Below are 17,970 nucleotides of genomic sequence, written 5' to 3' on the forward strand. Positions count from 1 at the left end.
ACCAACATGGTCATCCGGGCCTATGCGTGGTTCCTGATTTTGTCACCGGAGATGCCCATTGCACGACTGGCGGCGGTATTGGGATTTATCCCGGACGGAGCACCCCTGTACCCCAACGCCTTTGCGGTCTATCTGGGGATGGTGTCCATGTTTCTGCCCTTTGTCACCCTGCCCCTCTATGCCAGCGTCGAGCGCCTGGACTGGTCGCTCGTGGAGGCGGCCCAGGACCTGTATGCATCGCGGATCCGGGTCTTTACCCAGGCCATTTTGCCCCAGACCATGCCGGGCCTGTCGGTGGGGATCATTTTGACCTTCGTTCCCGCCATGGGCATGTTCGTCGTGCCCGATCTGCTGGGAGGGGCCAAATACATGCTGGTGGGCAATCTTATTCAGCAGCAGTTCGGAACCAGCCGCGACTGGCCGTTCGGGGCGGCGATCAGCATGGGGTTGATGCTGCTGACCATGATCGGCCTGCAGATATACCGGCGTAAGGGCAAGGCTATCGAATACATATGAGGCGCAATCATCCGCTGATCATCGCGATCTCCTATCTGACCATGGCTTTTCTCTACCTGCCGCTGGCGGGCGTGGCCATATTCTCGGTTAATTCCGCCCGTCGAGGCCTGGTCTGGAAGGGGTTCACCTTGGATTGGTATCTGAAGCTCTTCGAAAATGACTGGATTCTCGAAGCCGCCTGGAATACCCTGCTGCTGGCGGTTATCTCAACCGTCGTGGCCACGATCCTCGGCACGATCCTGGCCATCGCCATGGATCGTTTCCCCTGGCGTCCCCGAACGAGCAACTTCCTGGATGTCATCCTGCATATTCCCGTGGTCATCCCGGATATCATTCTGGCTGCATCCCTGGTGGTGGCTTTCGGCCTGTTGCGGCTGCTGTCATCCATGTTTGAGCCCGGCCTGCTGAACATGATCGTCGGTCACATCACCTTCCAGATCGCGTTCGTGGCCCTGGTGGTGCGCAGCCGGTTGGTGGCCATCGGTCGGGAGGTCCAGGAAGCGGCCCGGGATCTGTTCGCCACGAATTGGTACCTGCTTCGCAAGGTGATGCTGCCGCTGCTGATGCCGGGTATTATCGCCGGCGCCATGCTGGCCTTCACCCTTTCCCTGGATGATTTCGTAATCAGTTTTTTTACTGCCGGTCCTCAGTCGCAAACCTTGCCGCTGTTCATATTTGCAGCCGTACGAAGGGGGGTAACCCCCCAGATCCATGCCCTGTCGACCCTGATCATGCTGGTCACGGTTGTGCTGGTCGTTCTGACCGAACGGCTGACGCGCCATCAGGAAAAAAAGTAACCCATGGTACCAGTGTATACATACCTCCAACCTCACTGAAAAGGAGAAAAAGATGCGTAAAATCGGTCTGCTCGTTTTGGTATTGGTTCTTTTGGGCGGGATGGCCGCCAGTGCCGAGGAACTGAGGATTTACACGTGGTCGGAGTATATGGATGAAGAGAAGATGCCTGCTGACTTCGAGGAGAAGTTCGGCATCAAGGTCCGGCTGGACATTTACGAGAACAACGAGGAGATGGTCGCCAAACTGCAGGCCGGCGGCGCCAGCCAATATGACATCATCGTTCCTTCGGATTACATCATGCCCGTGTTGATCAATCAGCAGCTGATCCAACCCCTGGATCATGCCAAGCTTCCCAACCTGAAAAACCTAAAACCCCTGTTCCGGGAAGCCAGCTATGACCCGGGCAACAAGTATTCTGTCGCTTACCAATGGGGGACCGTGGGGTTGATGTACCGCAAAGACAAGGTCAGCGATGCTGCGGCCCAGAGCTGGTCGGTGCTGTTCGATGCCGATAAACAAGTCGGCGCCTTCTGGCTGATCGATTCCGTGCGTGAGATGATGGGCATCGCCCTGGTCTACCAGGGCAAGGATTTCAACAGCACCAACCCTGCGGATCTCAAAGCCGCTGCAGACCTGCTGGTGGCCACCAAGCGGACCAAAAACTGCATGGGTTTCAAGCCGGGTGTGGGCGGCAAGAACGATGTGGTCGCCGGAACGGCGGTGGCGGCCATTGTTTATAACGGCGATGCCATCCAGTCGGTGACCGAGGAGCCGGACAGGCTGGGTTTCATCATCCCCAAGGAGGGCAGTGAAATCTGGTATGATTCCATGTGCATCCCCAGCAAGGCGCCCAACCCGGACGCCGCCCACAAGTGGATCAACTGGCTGCTGGAGCCCGAGGTCGGTGCGGAGCTTTCCAACTACAATCAGTATGCGACCCCCAATGGGGCTGCCGAACCCTTTATCACACCTGAGGACCTGAAAAATCCGGGAATTTACCCGACACCTGCGATCATGCAGAAGCTGCATTTCACCAAGGACCTGGGCAAGGACAACCGGATCATGGACGAGGCCTGGACGCGCGCCAAGTCCCACTGATCCGCAGCTGATAAAATGGCGGGGAAAGCGTCCCGCCGGCGATGGGAATCGAAAATAAATACCTGATTGGTTGGCTCCGAAGCGTCTGGCCAGTCAGGTGTTTTTTTCTGTTGCCTCGTTTTCGGCGCTCAAGGCCCTTACCCGGGAAAACGGCATCAGGCGCATATTCCCGCCTCCATCCACGCTATGGATTCCTTCCAAACCACTGACACCAGAAATCCGCTGATTGCGCTTACGTGTCCAAACCGGACGATCTGCCGGTCATTTTCTCGATGGTGACCTTGAATACCGCCGTCATGGCGATCTTTTTTTCGGGGACTTCAACGGGTGCGCCGGCATATTGCCTAGCGATTATTTCCAGGGCCGTGCGCTTGTTTTCGATCGCTTCAACCACGGATGCCTGACCGAATCCCACGACGCTCTGGTAGCGCATGTTCCATTTGCACGGATCTTGAGCCGGCAGGGGTTCGGTCAGAATGTCGAATTCGAAACAGACCCGTGGATGCGCTCGGATCAGGTCGAGCTTGCGGCTTTTCGGTGAACCATGAAAATAGAGTGTGTCGTTTCGGTATCCGAAGCACAGGGGAACAATGTAGGGGCTGTCACCGTCGAGCATGCCCAGACGGCAGACCGTGGCCTTGCGGATAATGGCTTCGAGCTGTTCTTTTCTCACTTCGTAGACGCGCTCCTTTTTTCCACATTCAGCCCATATAACCGGGGGATCGGGGCACCCGCTCGGCGCCTTTCAACACGGCAAGGGCCAGTGACCGGCGTTTTTCCTGCGGGTCATCCAAGTCACTGCGCTGTTTCATCTGGGCCTTGCGGCATTTGAGGGAGGTTCTGTCGGGTTCCTTGAATACCAGTGCGCCATAGTGGCACTCGGCCACACAGGCCGGCGCACCGCCGCACAGGTCGCACTTATAGGCGGTGCCGGATGCGTACTGCTCGATCATGCCATAGGGACAAGCGGACACGCAATTACCGCATCCGTCGCACTTTTTGGCATCCACCACCACCACACCGCGTTCGCTTCTGAAGATGGCTCCGGTGGGGCAAGCCTCCATGCATGACGCCTTGGGGCATTGAAAGCAGACGCTGGGGACCGAATAGCCTTCGTGGGGTAGATTGTTGACATGGATCCGGGCCCTGGAGGGCATGAACATCCCTTCCTTGACCGCTGAGCAGGCATACACGCATCGGTTGCAACCGGTACAACGGTTGGGAATGGCCAGCAGGTGTTTTTCCATGGGTCTCCTCCAAACTTCCGGCGGTCGGCCGTTTTGATTCAGGGCTGCACCGGTCGGGTTCAATACAGAATTCGGTTCAAACCGTTTCAATCAGATCGGCCAGGCCTAGTTCACGCAACTTGGCCGCCTTCGGCCGCCCGGCTTCATCCCATCCCCGCTGGCGATAGTAGAACCCTTTGAGTTCTTCCAGGATTTCTGGACTGAGGCTGCGCCCCTCGTGGGGGCCGTTTTCAAGGACCCTTTGGGTGATTTTTTCGGAAAGAGTGTCATCGGCAGCTGTAAATCCGGCCGCCAGATTGAACATGCGCACCAGGTTCCAGACGCGCTCGCCGGCCCTGTCCAGATCTTTGGCCGACACCTGGCGGCCCAGACCGGCGGTCAGCAGATCGGCCATGATGGTGGTGTCCACCGATCCCCAGAAATCGCAGAAGCACATGGACCATTTGGCTCCGTTGGCGTTTTGCATGTCGACGACCGCTCTGGCCAGTTCCTTCACCTTGAAAGGATCGTCGGCAAACAGGGGAAAGGCCCGCAGATGGCAGGCGCCCCGCTCGCTGGTGGCATAAGCCAGACCCATGCCGTAATTGCCCCGTGGATCATAAGCCGGCATTTCCAACCCTTTGGAGTGGGCCGCCTGGTCGGGCTGGCCGTATTTGTCGGCAAGGCGGGCGGCACCCATGGCCATATCGCGGCCGCGCGGTGTGGATAGGTTGGCAATTTCATCCAGAACCTGCAGATAGGATTCCGTATTCCCGAAAACAAGTCCCAACTGCGCGGCGCCGGATTCAGTCAATCCCATGGCCAGGCCGATCACGTTGCCCGTGGACATGGTGTCCAGCCCCAGGTCATCGCAGGTGCGATTGAAGCGCATCACCTGCTCAAGGTTGTTGATCTCGCAGTTGGAACCACCCAGGCACAGGGTTTCATACTCAGGGCCTTCCACCTGGACGCCGTTGACAGACGTGAAATTGCCGCAACCCAATGGACAGGTGGCGCAGGCCCGGTTGCCGATGCGGATGTCCGCCATGGCATCCGCGTTCAGTTTGCGGTGGTTGGGGTTTACGCCCATGGTGAAGTTGCGTGTGGGGTGGATACCCATCTCGTTGGTCACATCCACCAGCATGGGTGTGCCCTGGTCCTTGGCCCACTGGTTGTCGATGGTCATCAGGTTGCCTGCCAGATGGTCGGACACTTTGCCCCAGAACAGGCCGATTTCCGCCACCTGGACACCCCCGGTGCCTCTGACGGCGATGGCCTTGAGGTTTTTGGCGCCGAAGAGGGCGCCGACACCGCCCCGGCCCATCTGCCGGTAAGACTCCGACCCGACGCAGGCGAAGGGAACTCGGTTTTCGCCGGCCGGCCCGATGGATAGACTTTTCATGCCGTAGCCCACCGTCCGTTCCAGGACCCGCTCGGTTTCAAAAATACCCTTGCCCCAAAGGTGCTCCGCATCCTCAATCAAGATGTCATCGTCTTCGATTCTCAACCAAACCGGCCCATCGGCCTGTCCGCTGATGACAATGCCGTCGTAACCGGCAAATTTAAGTTCCGGACCGAATGCGCCGCCAATGTTGGATTCAAAGATGGTTCCCGTGTGGGGGGATTTGGAAACCACGCAGGTTCGAGATCCGGTGGGGGCCAGTGTCCCGGCCATGGGGCCGGTCATCACGACAATGGTGTTGTCAGCGGATAACGGATCGACCGTGGGGGCGACGGATTCGGTGTAGTATTTGGCCCCCAATCCCCAACCGCCGATATACTTTTTGACCCACTGGTCGTTGAGCGGCTCCGCGCTGACCTTGCCTGCGGTCAGGTCAACGTGCAATACACGACCGGCGTAAAGGTGGCTGATTTTTTTTCGCTTGGGAAGATCGATGGATTTAAACACATCCTCGAGGCGGTTGAGTACTTCGTCGAGGGTATCCTGAGGGATGGTCAGGGCCGGTTCGAAGCGGATGTTTTTCGCGTTGGTGAGCGTTCCGGCGGTCAGCACGCCTCTAGAGAAGAGTCCGGAGGCGACTTTGTAGCCGATGCCGTCCGTTGGGAATTCCATTCCCAGCAACAGCCCCAGTCCACGTGCTTTGGCCAGCACGCCTGGATATCGCTCCTTGAGCATGTCGAGTTGCTTGAGAACATACTCGCCCTTGGATTTGGCCTGGCCCGCCAGATCCTCTTCGATCAGCACCGTGATGGCTGCCAGTGCGGACGCACAGGCCAGCGGATTGCCGCCGGTGGTGGTGGTGTGCATGAAGGGGTTGGGTTCCAGACACGTCCAGATTTCGGGTGTGGAGAAAAATGCGCTCATGGGTACGACCCCGCCGCCCAATGCCTTGCCGAAACACATGATGTCCGGGGTCACGTCCCAGTGGTCGACGCCGAAGATTCTTCCGGTGCGACCGAATCCGGTCTGTACTTCATCGGCGATCAGCAGTACACCATAATGGTTGCATACTTCACGTAAACGGGGCCAGAAATCATCCGATGGCACGATGGCGCCGGCCTCGCCCTGGACCGGTTCGGCTACGACGGCGGCGATGTCCTGGCCCACGGCCTTGGCGGCGGACAGCAGCCGTTCCACCGCATCGGCATCTCCGAAGGGCACATGCTGAACGCCGTCCAGCAGGGGCAGCAACGGTTTGCGGAAGACCTTTTTGCCGATGAGTGACAGGCTTCCCAGGGTTTTGCCATGAAACCCCTTGAGCATGGCGATGAACCCTTTTTTGCCGGTGTACAGCTTGGCCAGTTTCATGGCCCCTTCAACCGCTTCGGTGCCGGAGTTGGCGAAAAAACCGTATTGAATCTTCCCGGGGGTGAGCAGCGCCAGCACATGCCCCAGCTCGGCCCGCAGAGGGTCCAGCAGCTCCTGGCTGTACTGGGGTGAACGATCCAGCTGGGCTTTGACCGCGGCGACGATTTTAGGGTGGCGGATACCATAAGAATAGAGGCCGAAGCCGCCAAGGATGTCCAGAAATTCGCGTCCCAGCGCATCCACCAGCACCGACCCCTGACCGGTCCATTCCGTATAGGCGAAATTGCCGGACTCGGTAACCGATTTGCGGTATTCCAGAAAACCCTTGTTGATGTGATCCCTGAAATTGCGCACTGTTTTTCGTGCAATGTCCTGCCGGACCTCGAGGGGAGTCCGGTCCGGCGGGGTCAGGATGATGTCCACCATCTTGCGGGCCTCGGCATAGGCCGACTGAATGTCTCTTCCCTGGTAGTCGCTTTTGAAATGCTCGTCATAGTCACGCATTCGATGCTCCTTCTTTGGAATGCTCCACCCGCGGATTCAGGCAGCGGCCGCTGGCGCCTGGTTTTCTTCTGTGCTTTTGAAACTGCATGTGGTTTAAAATTCGCCGTTTTTCAATGCGCTGACCACGGTCTTGCGGGCAGATTGAGCAAAATCGTCGAAATGCTTCCCGTCGGCTAAAAACTGGGAGTGAAATTCCAACCCTTCCATCAGGGTAACCATAAAATCGGCAGCCTTAACCGCGTCTTTCACCTTGATGATACCCTTATCGTTGAAATAGACTATCTTTTTGCACAGGTAGTCCCGCAGCCATTTGAACATGACCCTGAAGCGCTCTAATATCTTCTCATTTCTTAAACTCAGATAATAAAACCCGAAATGCACGCTCGGATCCACGGTTCGACTCCATTTAAATGAGAAAAGCACACTGATGATCGCATTGAAGTGTTCTTCATCATCCTCAATGTGGTCGAAATTGAGCATTGCAGGAGATTGATACTTTTCAATCAGCAGATCAACGAGATCAAGCTTCATATTTTCTTTGTTCTTGAAGTAGTGGATGATCAGGCTGGGATGAATACCGATCCTGCTGGCAATTTTACTGATAGAGGTGCCTTCGAGTCCCTCTTGGATGAGCACTTGATAGTAGCTCTCGAGGATATCCGGTTTTCTGAGCGCCGCGCTTTTATTCTTCCTCATGCCCGATTCGATCTACAATGCTGGGTTGGAGAATGCGGTTACATCCATTGGCAGTGTTTTAGGCCCATAGGGTGCCACTTATTGAAAATTAACTGCATATTCAATTAAAACACGCTTGGCAAGGAAAATATTAAGCTCGGACAGCAGCGAAAGGGCTTCCGGCGCCTCGCAGCATTCCCAGAGCGCAGGGGCAAGTCGCGTCTGGCGCCACCATCGCCTGTTAAGGTTGCAGCAGCTATGCATGGACCAATCCCTATCCAGGCTCACTGCCATTGGAAAGCCATGGTTGATTGGATGCATGGCCAAACCCGGCGGCGCCGTTGGTCGGCTTGGATAATGACATACGGCATAATAATATGCAGTTTTGCATTAAAAATGAGGCTTTCTGAAAACTCCGGGGGGCTTCAAAACCGCTATCCCGACTGGAAACGCTTCAGTTTCCTTGCAATTGTGGATTGATGGATGCCAAGGGCTTCAGCTGCTTTGGCCTGGGTACCATATTTTTCAAGGGCGTGAGCTAAAATGCGCCGTTCTGCAGCGGCCATCACCTGGGGAAGGGTGTCACCGTCTTCGAGCATATCAATGCCGCAGGCCATCTGCGGAGTCAGGTGGGCTGTGATCGCCGTCGGCAGATCCTCGACATCGATTCGCGGGGATTCCGACATGACCGCCAGCCGTTCACAGATGTTCATCAGTTCCCGCACATTGCCCGGATAGCGATAGGCCAGCAAGGCATCCATGGCCCGACGGCTGATCCGCGGCGGTTGGCATCCTTTCAATTTGGTGGCAAAATGGTGGATATAATGCTGAATGAGGGGAAGTTTGCAGGCCTCACGCTCCCGAAGGGGAGGGACGGATATGGGGATGACGTTCAGCCGATAAAAAAGATCCAGCCGAAACTGCCCCTGCTCGACCATTTTTTCCAGCGGTCGATGGGTGGCGCAGATGATCCGGACGTCCAGTCGTTTGGCAGTGGTTCCGCCGACACGCGTCACCTGGCCGTCTTCCAGAAACCGCAGCAGTTTGACCTGGGAAGTGATGGGCAACTCCGCGATTTCGTCCAGAAAGAGGATGCCCTTGTCGGCCAGTTCAAAATAGCCGGGTTTGCCTTTTGGCGCCGCTCCGGTAAAGGCGCCCTTTTCGTAGCCGAACAATTCGCTTTCTACCAGGGTTTCCGGGATCGCGCCGCAATTGACGTGGATCATGGGGTTTCGGGACCTTGCCGAATAGTTGTGGATCAGGTTGGCAATCACCCCCTTGCCGGTTCCGGATTCCCCGAGAATCAAGACCGTCGAATCCACCTGGCTGACCTTGCGTGCCTGGCGCAGGCTCTGGACCATACCGGCACTTCTGGCGATGATCTGACCCGACTCGCGTTCGGCGATCTGCATCTCCTGCATGCGCAGCTGAATCTGGTCGTTTTTGGCCAATTGCGCTTCGAGTTCATCCCTCAGGGCATCGATTTCGGTGATGTCGCGCTCGTTGACCACCACCCGTATCAGTTCTCCGGCCGGATTGAAGACCGGATTGCCGGTCAGCATCAGTTTCCGGCCCGAGCGGGTCTGCTGCAGGATGTTTTCCCGCCGGCGGCTTTTCATCACCTTGAGCGTCACCGAGGTATCGATAAACCCTTCATCGACCAGTTCGTGAATCTTGCGGCCGATGATATCCGCGGCACGCAGCCTATTGAGCCGTTCGGAGGCGGCATTGATGCGCAGGATGGTTCCGCTGCCGTCGCAGATGAACAGGCCGTCATCACTCGATGAGATGATGGCGTCCAGTTCCTGGCTCAACTCCTGATACGAGAGCATCTTGCGGGTGGTTTTTTCCAGTTCAGTACGATCCTCCAGCACACAAAGCACACCGATGAGGGTGTCCCGGAAGATCATGGGCGCTAAACGCGCCAGGTAGGAAATTTCACCGGCCTGGAGCGGCAACCCGCGAAAATCGCTGCGATTTTGAAGCACCTGTTCCACGTGCGGCCAGAAATCCGGCAGCGTGTTGGGCAGCAGGCTGCCGGGGAAAAGACCCATGGCTTTTTGCACCTGGTGGTTGGATATGACCACCGTCCCCGATGGGTCCAGAACGAAAATCGCGTTTCCGGAAGCGTTGAGCAGGGCTTTGGAAAATAAGCGCCAGTCGCGGGCAACCCTGTCATCGCCTCGGTTCGAAAACAGCGGGGCATTCATTTGGGAGGTTGGCAGGTTCATCTTGCGAGCGTGGGCGTCCATGTATCCTGGCATAACCACAAAACAAGCCTTTATGCAATACTGCATTTTTGGGTGGTCCGCCGCCATATGAATCGCAGGGGCGATGCGCTGCCCGGGGTCACGCATAACTGACAAACGCCGCCGCTTGGCGATCATATCCACTGCATTCGATCTCCAGGCGGAATCCCGTTCGAGACATTGAAGGCAATGGTACGGCAATTGCTTTATAACCCGGCAATGTTTCAACCCACGCAGTCGCCCCTTATCCATCTTTTAAAAAAGGAGTTGCCCATATGCCTACCCGAAACCATGAACTGCTCGAAAAACGCAATCAGCATGTTCCCCAGGGACCCTTCAACACCACCAGCGCTTTTATCAAGCAAGCCCACGGGGCGGTCATGGTGGACGTCGACGGCCGTGAACTGATCGATTTCGCCGGCGGCATCGGTGTGAACAACGTGGGGCACTGCCATCCCAAGGTGGTGGCGGCCATCCAGGACCAGGCCGGCAAATTCATCCACACCTGTTTTCACGTGGCCATGTACGAACCCTATGTGGAACTGGCCGAACGGCTCAACCAGCTGGCGCCGGGGAATTTCGCCAAAATGACCCTGTTTGCCAACAGCGGCGCCGAAGCGGTGGAAAACGCAGTCAAGGTTGCGCGGTACGCCACCAAACGACCGGCGGTCATCTGTTTTGAAAACGCCTTTCACGGCCGCACGCTCTTGACCATGACCCTGACCAGCAAGGTCAAGCCTTACAAGTTCGGATACGGGCCGTATGCGCCGGAAGTTTATCGCATGCCTTTTGCCTACTGCTACCGGTGCCCCTTCGGATTGATCTATCCGGCCTGCGAGGCGGCTTGTGCCGACTACCTCGAAGAATTTTTCATCAGTCATGTGGCTGCGGAACAGACGGCGGCCGTGATTGCCGAACCCATCCAGGGAGAGGGCGGATTCGTTACGCCGCCCCCAGAGTATTTTCCGAAACTAAAAGCCATCTGCGAGAAGCATGGCATCGCCCTGGTCCTTGATGAGGTGCAAAGCGGTGCCGGACGTACCGGAAAATTCTTTGCCATCGACCATTGGGGGGTGACTCCTGATATCATCACCATGGCCAAGAGCTTTGCCGGCGGCATGCCCCTTTCGGCGGTGATTGGGCGTGCCGAGATGATGAATGCCTCCCACGTGGGAGGACTTGGCGGTACCTACGGCGGCAACCCCGTCTCCTGTCGGGCGGCGCTGGCTGTCATGGAGATCCTGCTTGAAGACGGTCTAATGGACCGGGCGGTGGTATTGGGTGAAACATTGCTGGCACGCTTTACCGCCATGCAGGAACGGTATGAGATCATCGGCGACGTGCGCGGCAAAGGCCCCATGCTGGCCATGGAACTGGTGGAGGACCGTGAATCCAAGAAGCCGGCCAGCGACAAGGCCAAGGCGCTGGTCAGCCGCTGTTTTGAAAAGGGATTGGTACTGCTTTCCTGCGGTAATTTCGGCAATGTCATCCGCACGCTGATGCCGCTGGTCATCACCGATGAACAGCTGGACAAGGGGCTGTCCATCCTTGAAGAGAGTCTTGAAGAAGCCGCACGCACTTGATTTCCGGATAGCCACTCAAAACATAAAACCAAATGAAAACTATCAAATTCAGGGATGCGGTCATTTTTGATATTTTGCGCACGGAATAAGGATAAAAACGATGCATGGTTTTTTTCAGCAGGCACTTACAGTGGATGTGGGCAACCGATCCTGCCAGGTGGAGACGCTGAGCGAGTCGTTTCTGCGCGAGGGTATGGGCGGCAAGGGATTGGGAACGCAGCTATTGCTGGATCGAAATCCAGCCGGCGTCGACCCCTTTTCTCCCGACAGCCATGTGGTGCTGGCGTTGGGACCGGCCACAGACAGTCCCATTCACGGATCGTGCCGCCATGGCATGTACGCCAAGTCGCCGCTGACAGGCCTTTACAGCGAATCCTATGCCGGTGGAAGCGCGGCCATCGCCATGAGCCGGGCCGGTTTCGATGCCTTTCTGATCAAGGGTGCTTCGGACCGTCCATTGTGGCTGGAGATCACTGACCAGGGTGTTTTTTTCCATGCGGCGGATGATCTGTGGGGGCTGGACACCTTCGAGACCGAGGCGGCCGTACGCAAGCGGGTGGTCGCCCAGTCGCCGGGAATTCTGGTGATCGGCCCGGCCGGTGAAAACTGTGTGCGCTTTGCCATCGTCAAAAATGACGGTTGGCGGGTATGCGGACGAACTGGGATGGGCGCGGTACTCGGCTCCAAAAAGATCAAGGCCGTCGTTTTTCACGGCAGCCAGAAGCGTCCCTTTGCCGATCCCCAAGGGCTCAAAGCCTATGCCAGGGAGAAACTGGCCCTTTACAAGAATCATCCCGTCACCCTGGCTTACCGCAATAACGGAACACCCATGATGGTGGACATCCTCAACAAGGCCGGGGGGTTTCCAAGCCGATACTGGTCTCAGGGTTCGGTGCGGCAATTCGAAAACATCAATGCAGAGAGTATCCGGCAGCACTGCCAGCCCACCCCCAAAGCCTGCCGGACCTGTTTTCTGGCCTGCGGCAAGTCGGTTCGCGTCCAGCAGGGCCGCCACCAGGGGTTGACCCTGGAAGGACCGGAGTATGAAACCATTTATGCTTTCGGCGGGCTGTGCATGATCGATCGGATCGAGGAGATCGTTTACCTAAACGATCTGTGCGACCGCATGGGGCTGGATACCATGAGCTCGGGAAACCTGGCTGCTTTTGCCATCGAAGCCAGACGAAGGGGTAAAATCGATTTGGATATCGACTACAACCAGCCCGATCAGATTGCCGCGTTGCTTAAAAAAATCGTTCTGCGGCAGGATGTGGGCGGATTGTTGGCCGAAGGGATCCGGCCGGCCAGCGAGGAGCTGGGTCTGGAAGATATCGCCGTCCATGTCAAAGGACTGGAACCCTCGGGCTATGATCCCCGGGTGCTCAAAGGCATGGGGCTGGCCTATGCCGTTGCCGACCGGGGCGCCTGCCACCTGCGGACCACTTTTTACAAACCCGAGTTGAGCGGTCTCATCGATCCGGATCAGATTGAAGACAAGGTGGCCATGTTTATCGACTTTGAGGACCGCTGTACCCTCTTCGACACCCTGATCGTCTGCCGGTTCTACCGGGATCTGTACCCCTGGGAGGAGTTGGGCAACATGATCGCCCTGACTACCGGTGAAACCTTGCAGAAGTCGGACCTGCAGGCTCTGGCGGCCCGTGTTACCGACAGCGCCCGCCGCTTCAATTTGAGAGAAGGCCTGCGGGCAACGGACGACTGGCTGCCCAGACGGCTGTTGAACGAGGCCCTGCCCGACGGGCGCCGGATCGCGTCCGCGGATTTGAGACAGCTGGTTGACGATTACTACCGTTTGAGAGGGTGGCTCCATACGGGACAACTTCCGGATGCGAGCGCTTAAGGGAAACAACGCTTGTGAATGTCCACGCCGACAGGCTGATACCCCCGTAGACGTGTGATCCCCATCGGTTGATTCTGGGGCAATAGCCGCAGCAATTCACTTGGTCGATAGTGGTGTCTGGGTTGCGATCGCTTCGACCATCGACCGCAATCAAGAAGTGCTTTGTTTTTGATCCATGGTTATGTTAAGACAAACATAATCAAACGGACGATGAGACCATGGATGATTTTGCAACCCTGCTGGAAGGGTCGGCCCGCGCCCATGGTCACCTGTGCCCCGGACAGGTGGTGGGTGTGCGCATGGCCATGCTGGGCTGCCGGCTGATCGGCCTGGACAACCCCGGCCAACCGCCCCAGATCAAAAAACTAATCGTTTATGTGGAGATCGACCGCTGCGCCACGGACGCCATCGCCTATGTCACCGGCGTCAAGCTGGGCCGGCGCTCCTTGAAATTTGTGGACAACGGCATCATGGCGGCCACCTTCGTCAACCTTGAGAGCGGCGCGGCCGTCCGAATTGTCTCCACCGAGTCTTCCCGGGACCTGGCCCGTGTCTACGCACCCGGTGTGGCCGATCTCCGCCAGCGGCAGATCGATGGTTATCGAAACATGCCCGACAGCGCTCTTTTTACCCTGGCGTGGGTGCAAGTGGATGTACCCGTCCACGACATGCCGGGGCCCTCTTGTTTCAAGATCCGTTGTGACGGATGCGGGACCATGGTCCGGGACAAGAAGGAAGTACTGGTCCATGATCGGGTGCTATGCCGCCCCTGTGCCCACGGTACTTACTATCGGCCGCTGGGAGTCAACCGGGATCTGAAAACCGCCTGATACCGACTGCTGGAAGAAAAGGACATAGCCCATGTGCCGGACCCACCACACCCGCCAGTACAATGGCGGCATGACCAAGATCAACGTCGAAGCAGCCGTGGGCACGCGCCTGGCGCATGACATCACGGAGATTCGCCCGGGCGAGTTCAAGGGACCCTCCTTTCGACGCGGCCATAAGGTCCGGGAGCAGGATGTCTGCCGGCTCATGCGGCTGGGCAAACGGCACCTGTACATCCTCGACCTGAACGCCGACCAGGTCCACGAAGACGACGCGGTGGTGGAACTGGCCGCGGCCCTAGCCGGCCCCGGCGTCACCTTCGGTCGGGAGCCCAGCGAGGGCAAACTGCAGCTTCAGGCCGCCTACACGGGTTTGCTGAAGATCAACGTTCCGGCCCTGGTGGATTTCAACCTGATCCCCGACGTCATGTGTGCCGCCTTGCACAACAACCTGCCGGTTTCCCGGGGACAGATCGTGGCCGGCACCCGGGCGATCCCTTTGGTGATCGAGCGGCAGGTGCTGGACCGGGCCGTGGCCCTGGCCACGGCGCAGGGGCCCGTGTTCAGCGTCAAGGCCTACCATCGCAAAAACGTCCGTTTGGCCATTACCGGCAACGAAGTTTACGATGGACTGATCGAAGACCGGTTCGAAGCCGTTGTCAGGGAAAAACTGGCCGCCTTCGGGGCATCCCTGCAGGAGACCGTGATTCTACCCGACGATCCCGAACGCATCGCTGACACGATTGGTCGGTTTGCCGCCGCCGATACGGACATGATCATCACCACCGGCGGCATGTCGGTGGATCCGGACGACGTGACCCGCCACGGCATCCGCATGGCCGGCGTGGATGCGTTGTACTACGGTGCAGCGGTGCTCCCGGGAGCCATGTTCCAGCTGGCCTACCGGGGCGAGATGCCCATCGTCGGCATTCCGGCCTGCGCGCTTTACCATCAGACTACGGTTTTCGATCTGGTGCTGCCCCGGCTGCTGGCCGGCGAGATACTCGACGAACGTGATCTGGCCCGCTTTGCGGTGGGCGGATTGTGCCTGAACTGCCCGGTCTGCCGGTATCCGGCCTGCCCCATGGGTAAAACCGGATGGTAAGCGCGCCGCGACCGTTATCAGCTCCGGCGCAATAGAATTTTAAATTCCTCTGGTTGGTAACAAGCCATTGTCATTGAAACCCGCGCATTTGCAGGCGGGTATCTAGGACTTCCAGCAGGATCCCCGATGGCCGCTCAGCGCCGTAAGGACAATTTTGGGTTTTGGGGGAAATCTCACGGCCGATAATCAATGCTATCCATAACCAGCCACGTGTCCATCCCGGACAACGAAATTGAAATGACCCCCATTCGCTCCCAGGGTCCCGGCGGGCAGAACGTCAACAAAGTGTCCTCGGCCGTACATCTGCGCTTTGACATCCGTGCGTCGTCTTTACCGGAAGCCGTCAAGGCAAAATTGCTGGGGTGTCGGGACCAGCGTATTACCAAAAGCGGTGCGATTGTGATCAAGGCCCAGGAATATCGCAGCCTGGAAAAAAATCGGGACGCGGCGCTGATGCGTCTGGCGCACCTGATCCGCAGCAGCCTGGTACCGGTCAGGAAGCGCAAACCCACCCGCCCCACCCGTGGCTCTGCGCGGCGGCGCATGGACGGCAAGACAAGGCGGGGAAAGCAGAAGACCTTGAGGCAGAAGGTTCCTTTCTAAAGCCTTTTTCACTCTCTCGAAAAGGACGGAAATGCCTCCGATCGAAAACAAAAATTCCCGGCTGGTATACTCCACCGAACACGGCCGAACCTGCCCGGACTGTAAAAAGAATCTGGACCGCTGCACCTGCCGTAAGTCATCGGTACCGGATGCAGGGGATGGCATCGTCACGGTCGGGCGATCCACAAAAGGCCGCAAAGGCAAGGGCGTAACCGTGGTTAGCGGCATCTCCCTGGATGACGGCGAACTGAAGCGGGTGGCCAAAACCCTCAAGCAGAAATGCGGCAGCGGCGGCACGGTCAAGGCCGGCAGCATTGAAATCCAGGGGGATCACCGGGAGGTGTTGTTGGCCGAGCTCAAAGGCATGGGGTATGTGGTCCGGCGGTCGGGGGGATGAACGCAACTGCTCCTTAACCAGATCCTCACACCCTGGGCCGATTTCCGACCATTTATACTAAAATATTTTATAAAATATATTCTATTTTAATTGACATCCGAGTGGTTTTCAGATATTTTCAGCCAGAATTGTAAAAATTCAAACTCCCGCGAACAGGACAAATTATAGATTATTTCAAAGGACATAAACGTGGCTGCACACATACCTGCACTGTTTAATCCTAAAAATCATCATGCTTTAAGTAAGATTCTGTTTTTCACCCGCGGCACATGATCGATCCTTCATGTGCCGTATCTTTTTATGGACCCGTGTTTTGTTAAACCGCATGGCGTGTCGTTGTTTGGCAGAAGATCATTTACCAATTTTAACTTAGGAGGGCGTATGAAACGATTTACTTCTTTCAGTCTACTGGTGTTTCTGGTGGCAGCGTTGATGCTGCCAGTATCTGCATTCGCAGAGACAACATTGAAAATCGGTCTGGGTGATCCCATCGACTCAGACCAGGGCGTTTTGGCCCTCCGCTTTAAAGAAATTATCGAACATACCAGTGCGGGGAAATACAAGGTTGACCTTTTTCCCGCCGGACAACTCGGTGACGAGCAGAAAATGGTAAAAGATTCCCGCAGGGGATCCCTTGACGGTGCCGTTGTCGCCGTAAACAACATTACACCATTTGCAAAATCGGTTGGCATTCTAACGCTTCCCTATCTGATGCAAAGCTTTGACGATGCCGTCAAGGCGACCACCGGCGAGCTTGGCGACAAGTGGCGCGCCGTCCTGATCGAAGAAGCCGGTGTTCATGTGCTCGGTTGGGCCTATTCCAATTTCCGCGTCCTGACCAACTCGAAAAAACCGATCCACAATCTCGCCGACCTCAAAGGCCTGAAAATCAGGGTGCCCAAAAACGCCATCATGATCGACACCTGGCAGGCGCTCGGTGCCGAACCGATTCCGATGGCATGGCCTGAAACGTTCACGGCGTTGCAGCAGAAAGTAGTTGATGGGCAGGACAACCCCCACATCACGAACTTCTCCATGAAGTTTTATGAAGTTCAGAACTACACTTCAGAAGTTCACTATCTGTTTTCGCTTCAGCCCCTGGTGGTTGGGGAGAAATTTTTCACGTCCCTGCCCGCCGAGGATCAGGCTATGTTCACCCGTGCGGGGATCGAGGCCCAGCAGTATAATCTGCTCTTCAGCGTCACCAAGTCTGAGGCAGCAAAACAGAACATGATTGCAAAGGGCGTTAAATACAACGAAGTCGAAGATGAAGCCGAGTGGTCAAAAATTGCCATGGAGAAGGTGTGGCCGAAGTTTTACGACACCGTCGGCGGCAAGGCCGAAGTTGATAAAGTGTTGAAAGCCCTTGGACGATAAACCTTAATAAATCTGCCCGGCAAATGCCGGGCAGATTTATTTCCCAATTTCGGAGCCGCTTATGAAAGCCAGACCCCTGCTTAAGTTTCTGGACAATTTTGAAAGCTATGTCTGCCAGATCCTGCTGGTGTTTTTTGTGTGTCTGCTTTTTCTGCAAATTGTGCTCCGGCTGGTTTTCGGCGCAGCCCTCATTCTTTCTCAATATATCCCGATTCTTCAATCGTACTCGCTGCCGGCATCCATCCCCTGGGGCGAAGAACTCTCACGTATGGCCTTTGTGTGGTTCGTTTTCCTGGGCGCAACCTATGCCGCCCGGCTGGCCGCTCACAACCGTGTGACCTTTCAATTCAAGATCTTCCCGAAAATCGTCGGAAATATTTC

At 56.7% G+C, this 17,970-nt stretch carries 16 protein-coding genes; 11 read left to right on the forward strand and 5 right to left on the reverse strand.

Going from position 1 to position 17,970, the window contains the following annotated elements; all coding sequences use genetic code 11:
• The 3 genes from R6V78_RS09470 to R6V78_RS09480 form a co-directional block, all read left to right on the forward strand.
• Nucleotides 1-516: ABC transporter permease (locus R6V78_RS09470; RefSeq protein ID WP_410289109.1), on the forward strand; the 516-nt coding region annotated here is incomplete at its 5' end.
• A complete protein-coding gene (locus R6V78_RS09475) occupies nucleotides 513-1,313 on the forward strand; it encodes an ABC transporter permease (RefSeq protein ID WP_410289110.1) in 801 nt (266 codons plus the stop codon). The genes R6V78_RS09470 and R6V78_RS09475, both read left to right, overlap by 4 nt.
• A gap of 52 nt (nucleotides 1,314-1,365) precedes the next feature.
• The gene (locus R6V78_RS09480; protein WP_410289111.1) at nucleotides 1,366-2,412 is read left to right on the forward strand and encodes a spermidine/putrescine ABC transporter substrate-binding protein; all 1,047 of its coding nucleotides are present in this window, start codon (nucleotides 1,366-1,368) and stop codon (nucleotides 2,410-2,412) included.
• Nucleotides 2,413-2,644: 232 nt separating this feature from the next.
• Here R6V78_RS09480 and R6V78_RS09485 read toward each other — a convergent pair whose 3' ends face one another.
• The 5 genes from R6V78_RS09485 to R6V78_RS09505 form a co-directional block, all read right to left on the reverse strand.
• A complete protein-coding gene (locus tag R6V78_RS09485; RefSeq protein ID WP_410289112.1) occupies nucleotides 2,645-3,085 on the reverse strand; it encodes a pyridoxamine 5'-phosphate oxidase family protein in 441 nt (146 codons plus the stop codon).
• Nucleotides 3,086-3,113: 28 nt separating this feature from the next.
• Complete coding sequence (locus R6V78_RS09490; RefSeq protein ID WP_410289113.1) at nucleotides 3,114-3,659, reverse strand: 4Fe-4S dicluster domain-containing protein; 546 nt, start codon at nucleotides 3,657-3,659, stop codon at nucleotides 3,114-3,116.
• 76 nt (nucleotides 3,660-3,735) lie between these two features.
• Nucleotides 3,736-6,912 (reverse strand): putrescine aminotransferase, encoded by a 3,177-nt coding sequence (locus R6V78_RS09495; protein ID WP_410289114.1) that lies wholly within the window; start codon nucleotides 6,910-6,912, stop codon nucleotides 3,736-3,738.
• Nucleotides 6,913-7,005: 93 nt separating this feature from the next.
• Entirely contained in the window at nucleotides 7,006-7,608 is a 603-nt protein-coding gene (locus R6V78_RS09500) for a TetR/AcrR family transcriptional regulator (protein ID WP_410289115.1), read from the reverse strand.
• A 413-nt stretch (nucleotides 7,609-8,021) separates the two neighbouring features.
• Entirely contained in the window at nucleotides 8,022-9,839 is a 1,818-nt protein-coding gene (locus R6V78_RS09505) for a sigma 54-interacting transcriptional regulator (protein ID WP_410289116.1), read from the reverse strand.
• Between the two features lie 272 nt (nucleotides 9,840-10,111).
• Here R6V78_RS09505 and gabT point away from each other — a divergent pair, with 272 nt between their 5' ends.
• The 8 genes from gabT to R6V78_RS09545 all read left to right on the forward strand — a co-directional run.
• Complete coding sequence (gene gabT, locus R6V78_RS09510) at nucleotides 10,112-11,419, forward strand: 4-aminobutyrate--2-oxoglutarate transaminase (protein WP_410289117.1); 1,308 nt, start codon at nucleotides 10,112-10,114, stop codon at nucleotides 11,417-11,419.
• Between the two features lie 100 nt (nucleotides 11,420-11,519).
• On the forward strand, nucleotides 11,520-13,280 hold the full coding sequence (locus R6V78_RS09515) for an aldehyde ferredoxin oxidoreductase family protein (RefSeq protein ID WP_410289118.1): 1,761 nt from the start codon (nucleotides 11,520-11,522) through the stop codon (nucleotides 13,278-13,280).
• A 218-nt stretch (nucleotides 13,281-13,498) separates the two neighbouring features.
• Nucleotides 13,499-14,110, forward strand: coding sequence for an FmdE family protein (locus R6V78_RS09520; RefSeq protein ID WP_410289119.1), 612 nt, complete (start codon nucleotides 13,499-13,501; stop codon nucleotides 14,108-14,110).
• A gap of 31 nt (nucleotides 14,111-14,141) precedes the next feature.
• Nucleotides 14,142-15,212 (forward strand): molybdopterin-binding protein, encoded by a 1,071-nt coding sequence (locus R6V78_RS09525; protein WP_410289120.1) that lies wholly within the window; start codon nucleotides 14,142-14,144, stop codon nucleotides 15,210-15,212.
• Nucleotides 15,213-15,401: 189 nt separating this feature from the next.
• Entirely contained in the window at nucleotides 15,402-15,815 is a 414-nt protein-coding gene (arfB, locus tag R6V78_RS09530) for an alternative ribosome rescue aminoacyl-tRNA hydrolase ArfB (RefSeq protein WP_410289121.1), read from the forward strand.
• Between the two features lie 31 nt (nucleotides 15,816-15,846).
• Nucleotides 15,847-16,212 carry a translation initiation factor Sui1 gene (locus R6V78_RS09535; RefSeq protein WP_410289122.1) on the forward strand — a complete coding sequence of 122 codons (366 nt, stop codon included), beginning with the start codon at nucleotides 15,847-15,849 and terminating at the stop codon, nucleotides 16,210-16,212.
• A gap of 381 nt (nucleotides 16,213-16,593) precedes the next feature.
• A complete protein-coding gene (locus R6V78_RS09540; protein ID WP_410289123.1) occupies nucleotides 16,594-17,589 on the forward strand; it encodes a TRAP transporter substrate-binding protein in 996 nt (331 codons plus the stop codon).
• A 61-nt stretch (nucleotides 17,590-17,650) separates the two neighbouring features.
• Nucleotides 17,651-17,970: TRAP transporter small permease (locus R6V78_RS09545; RefSeq protein WP_410289124.1), on the forward strand; the 320-nt coding region annotated here is incomplete at its 3' end.

The organism is Desulfosarcina sp., assembly GCF_046496365.1.
GTDB lineage: Bacteria > Desulfobacterota > Desulfobacteria > Desulfobacterales > Desulfosarcinaceae > Desulfosarcina.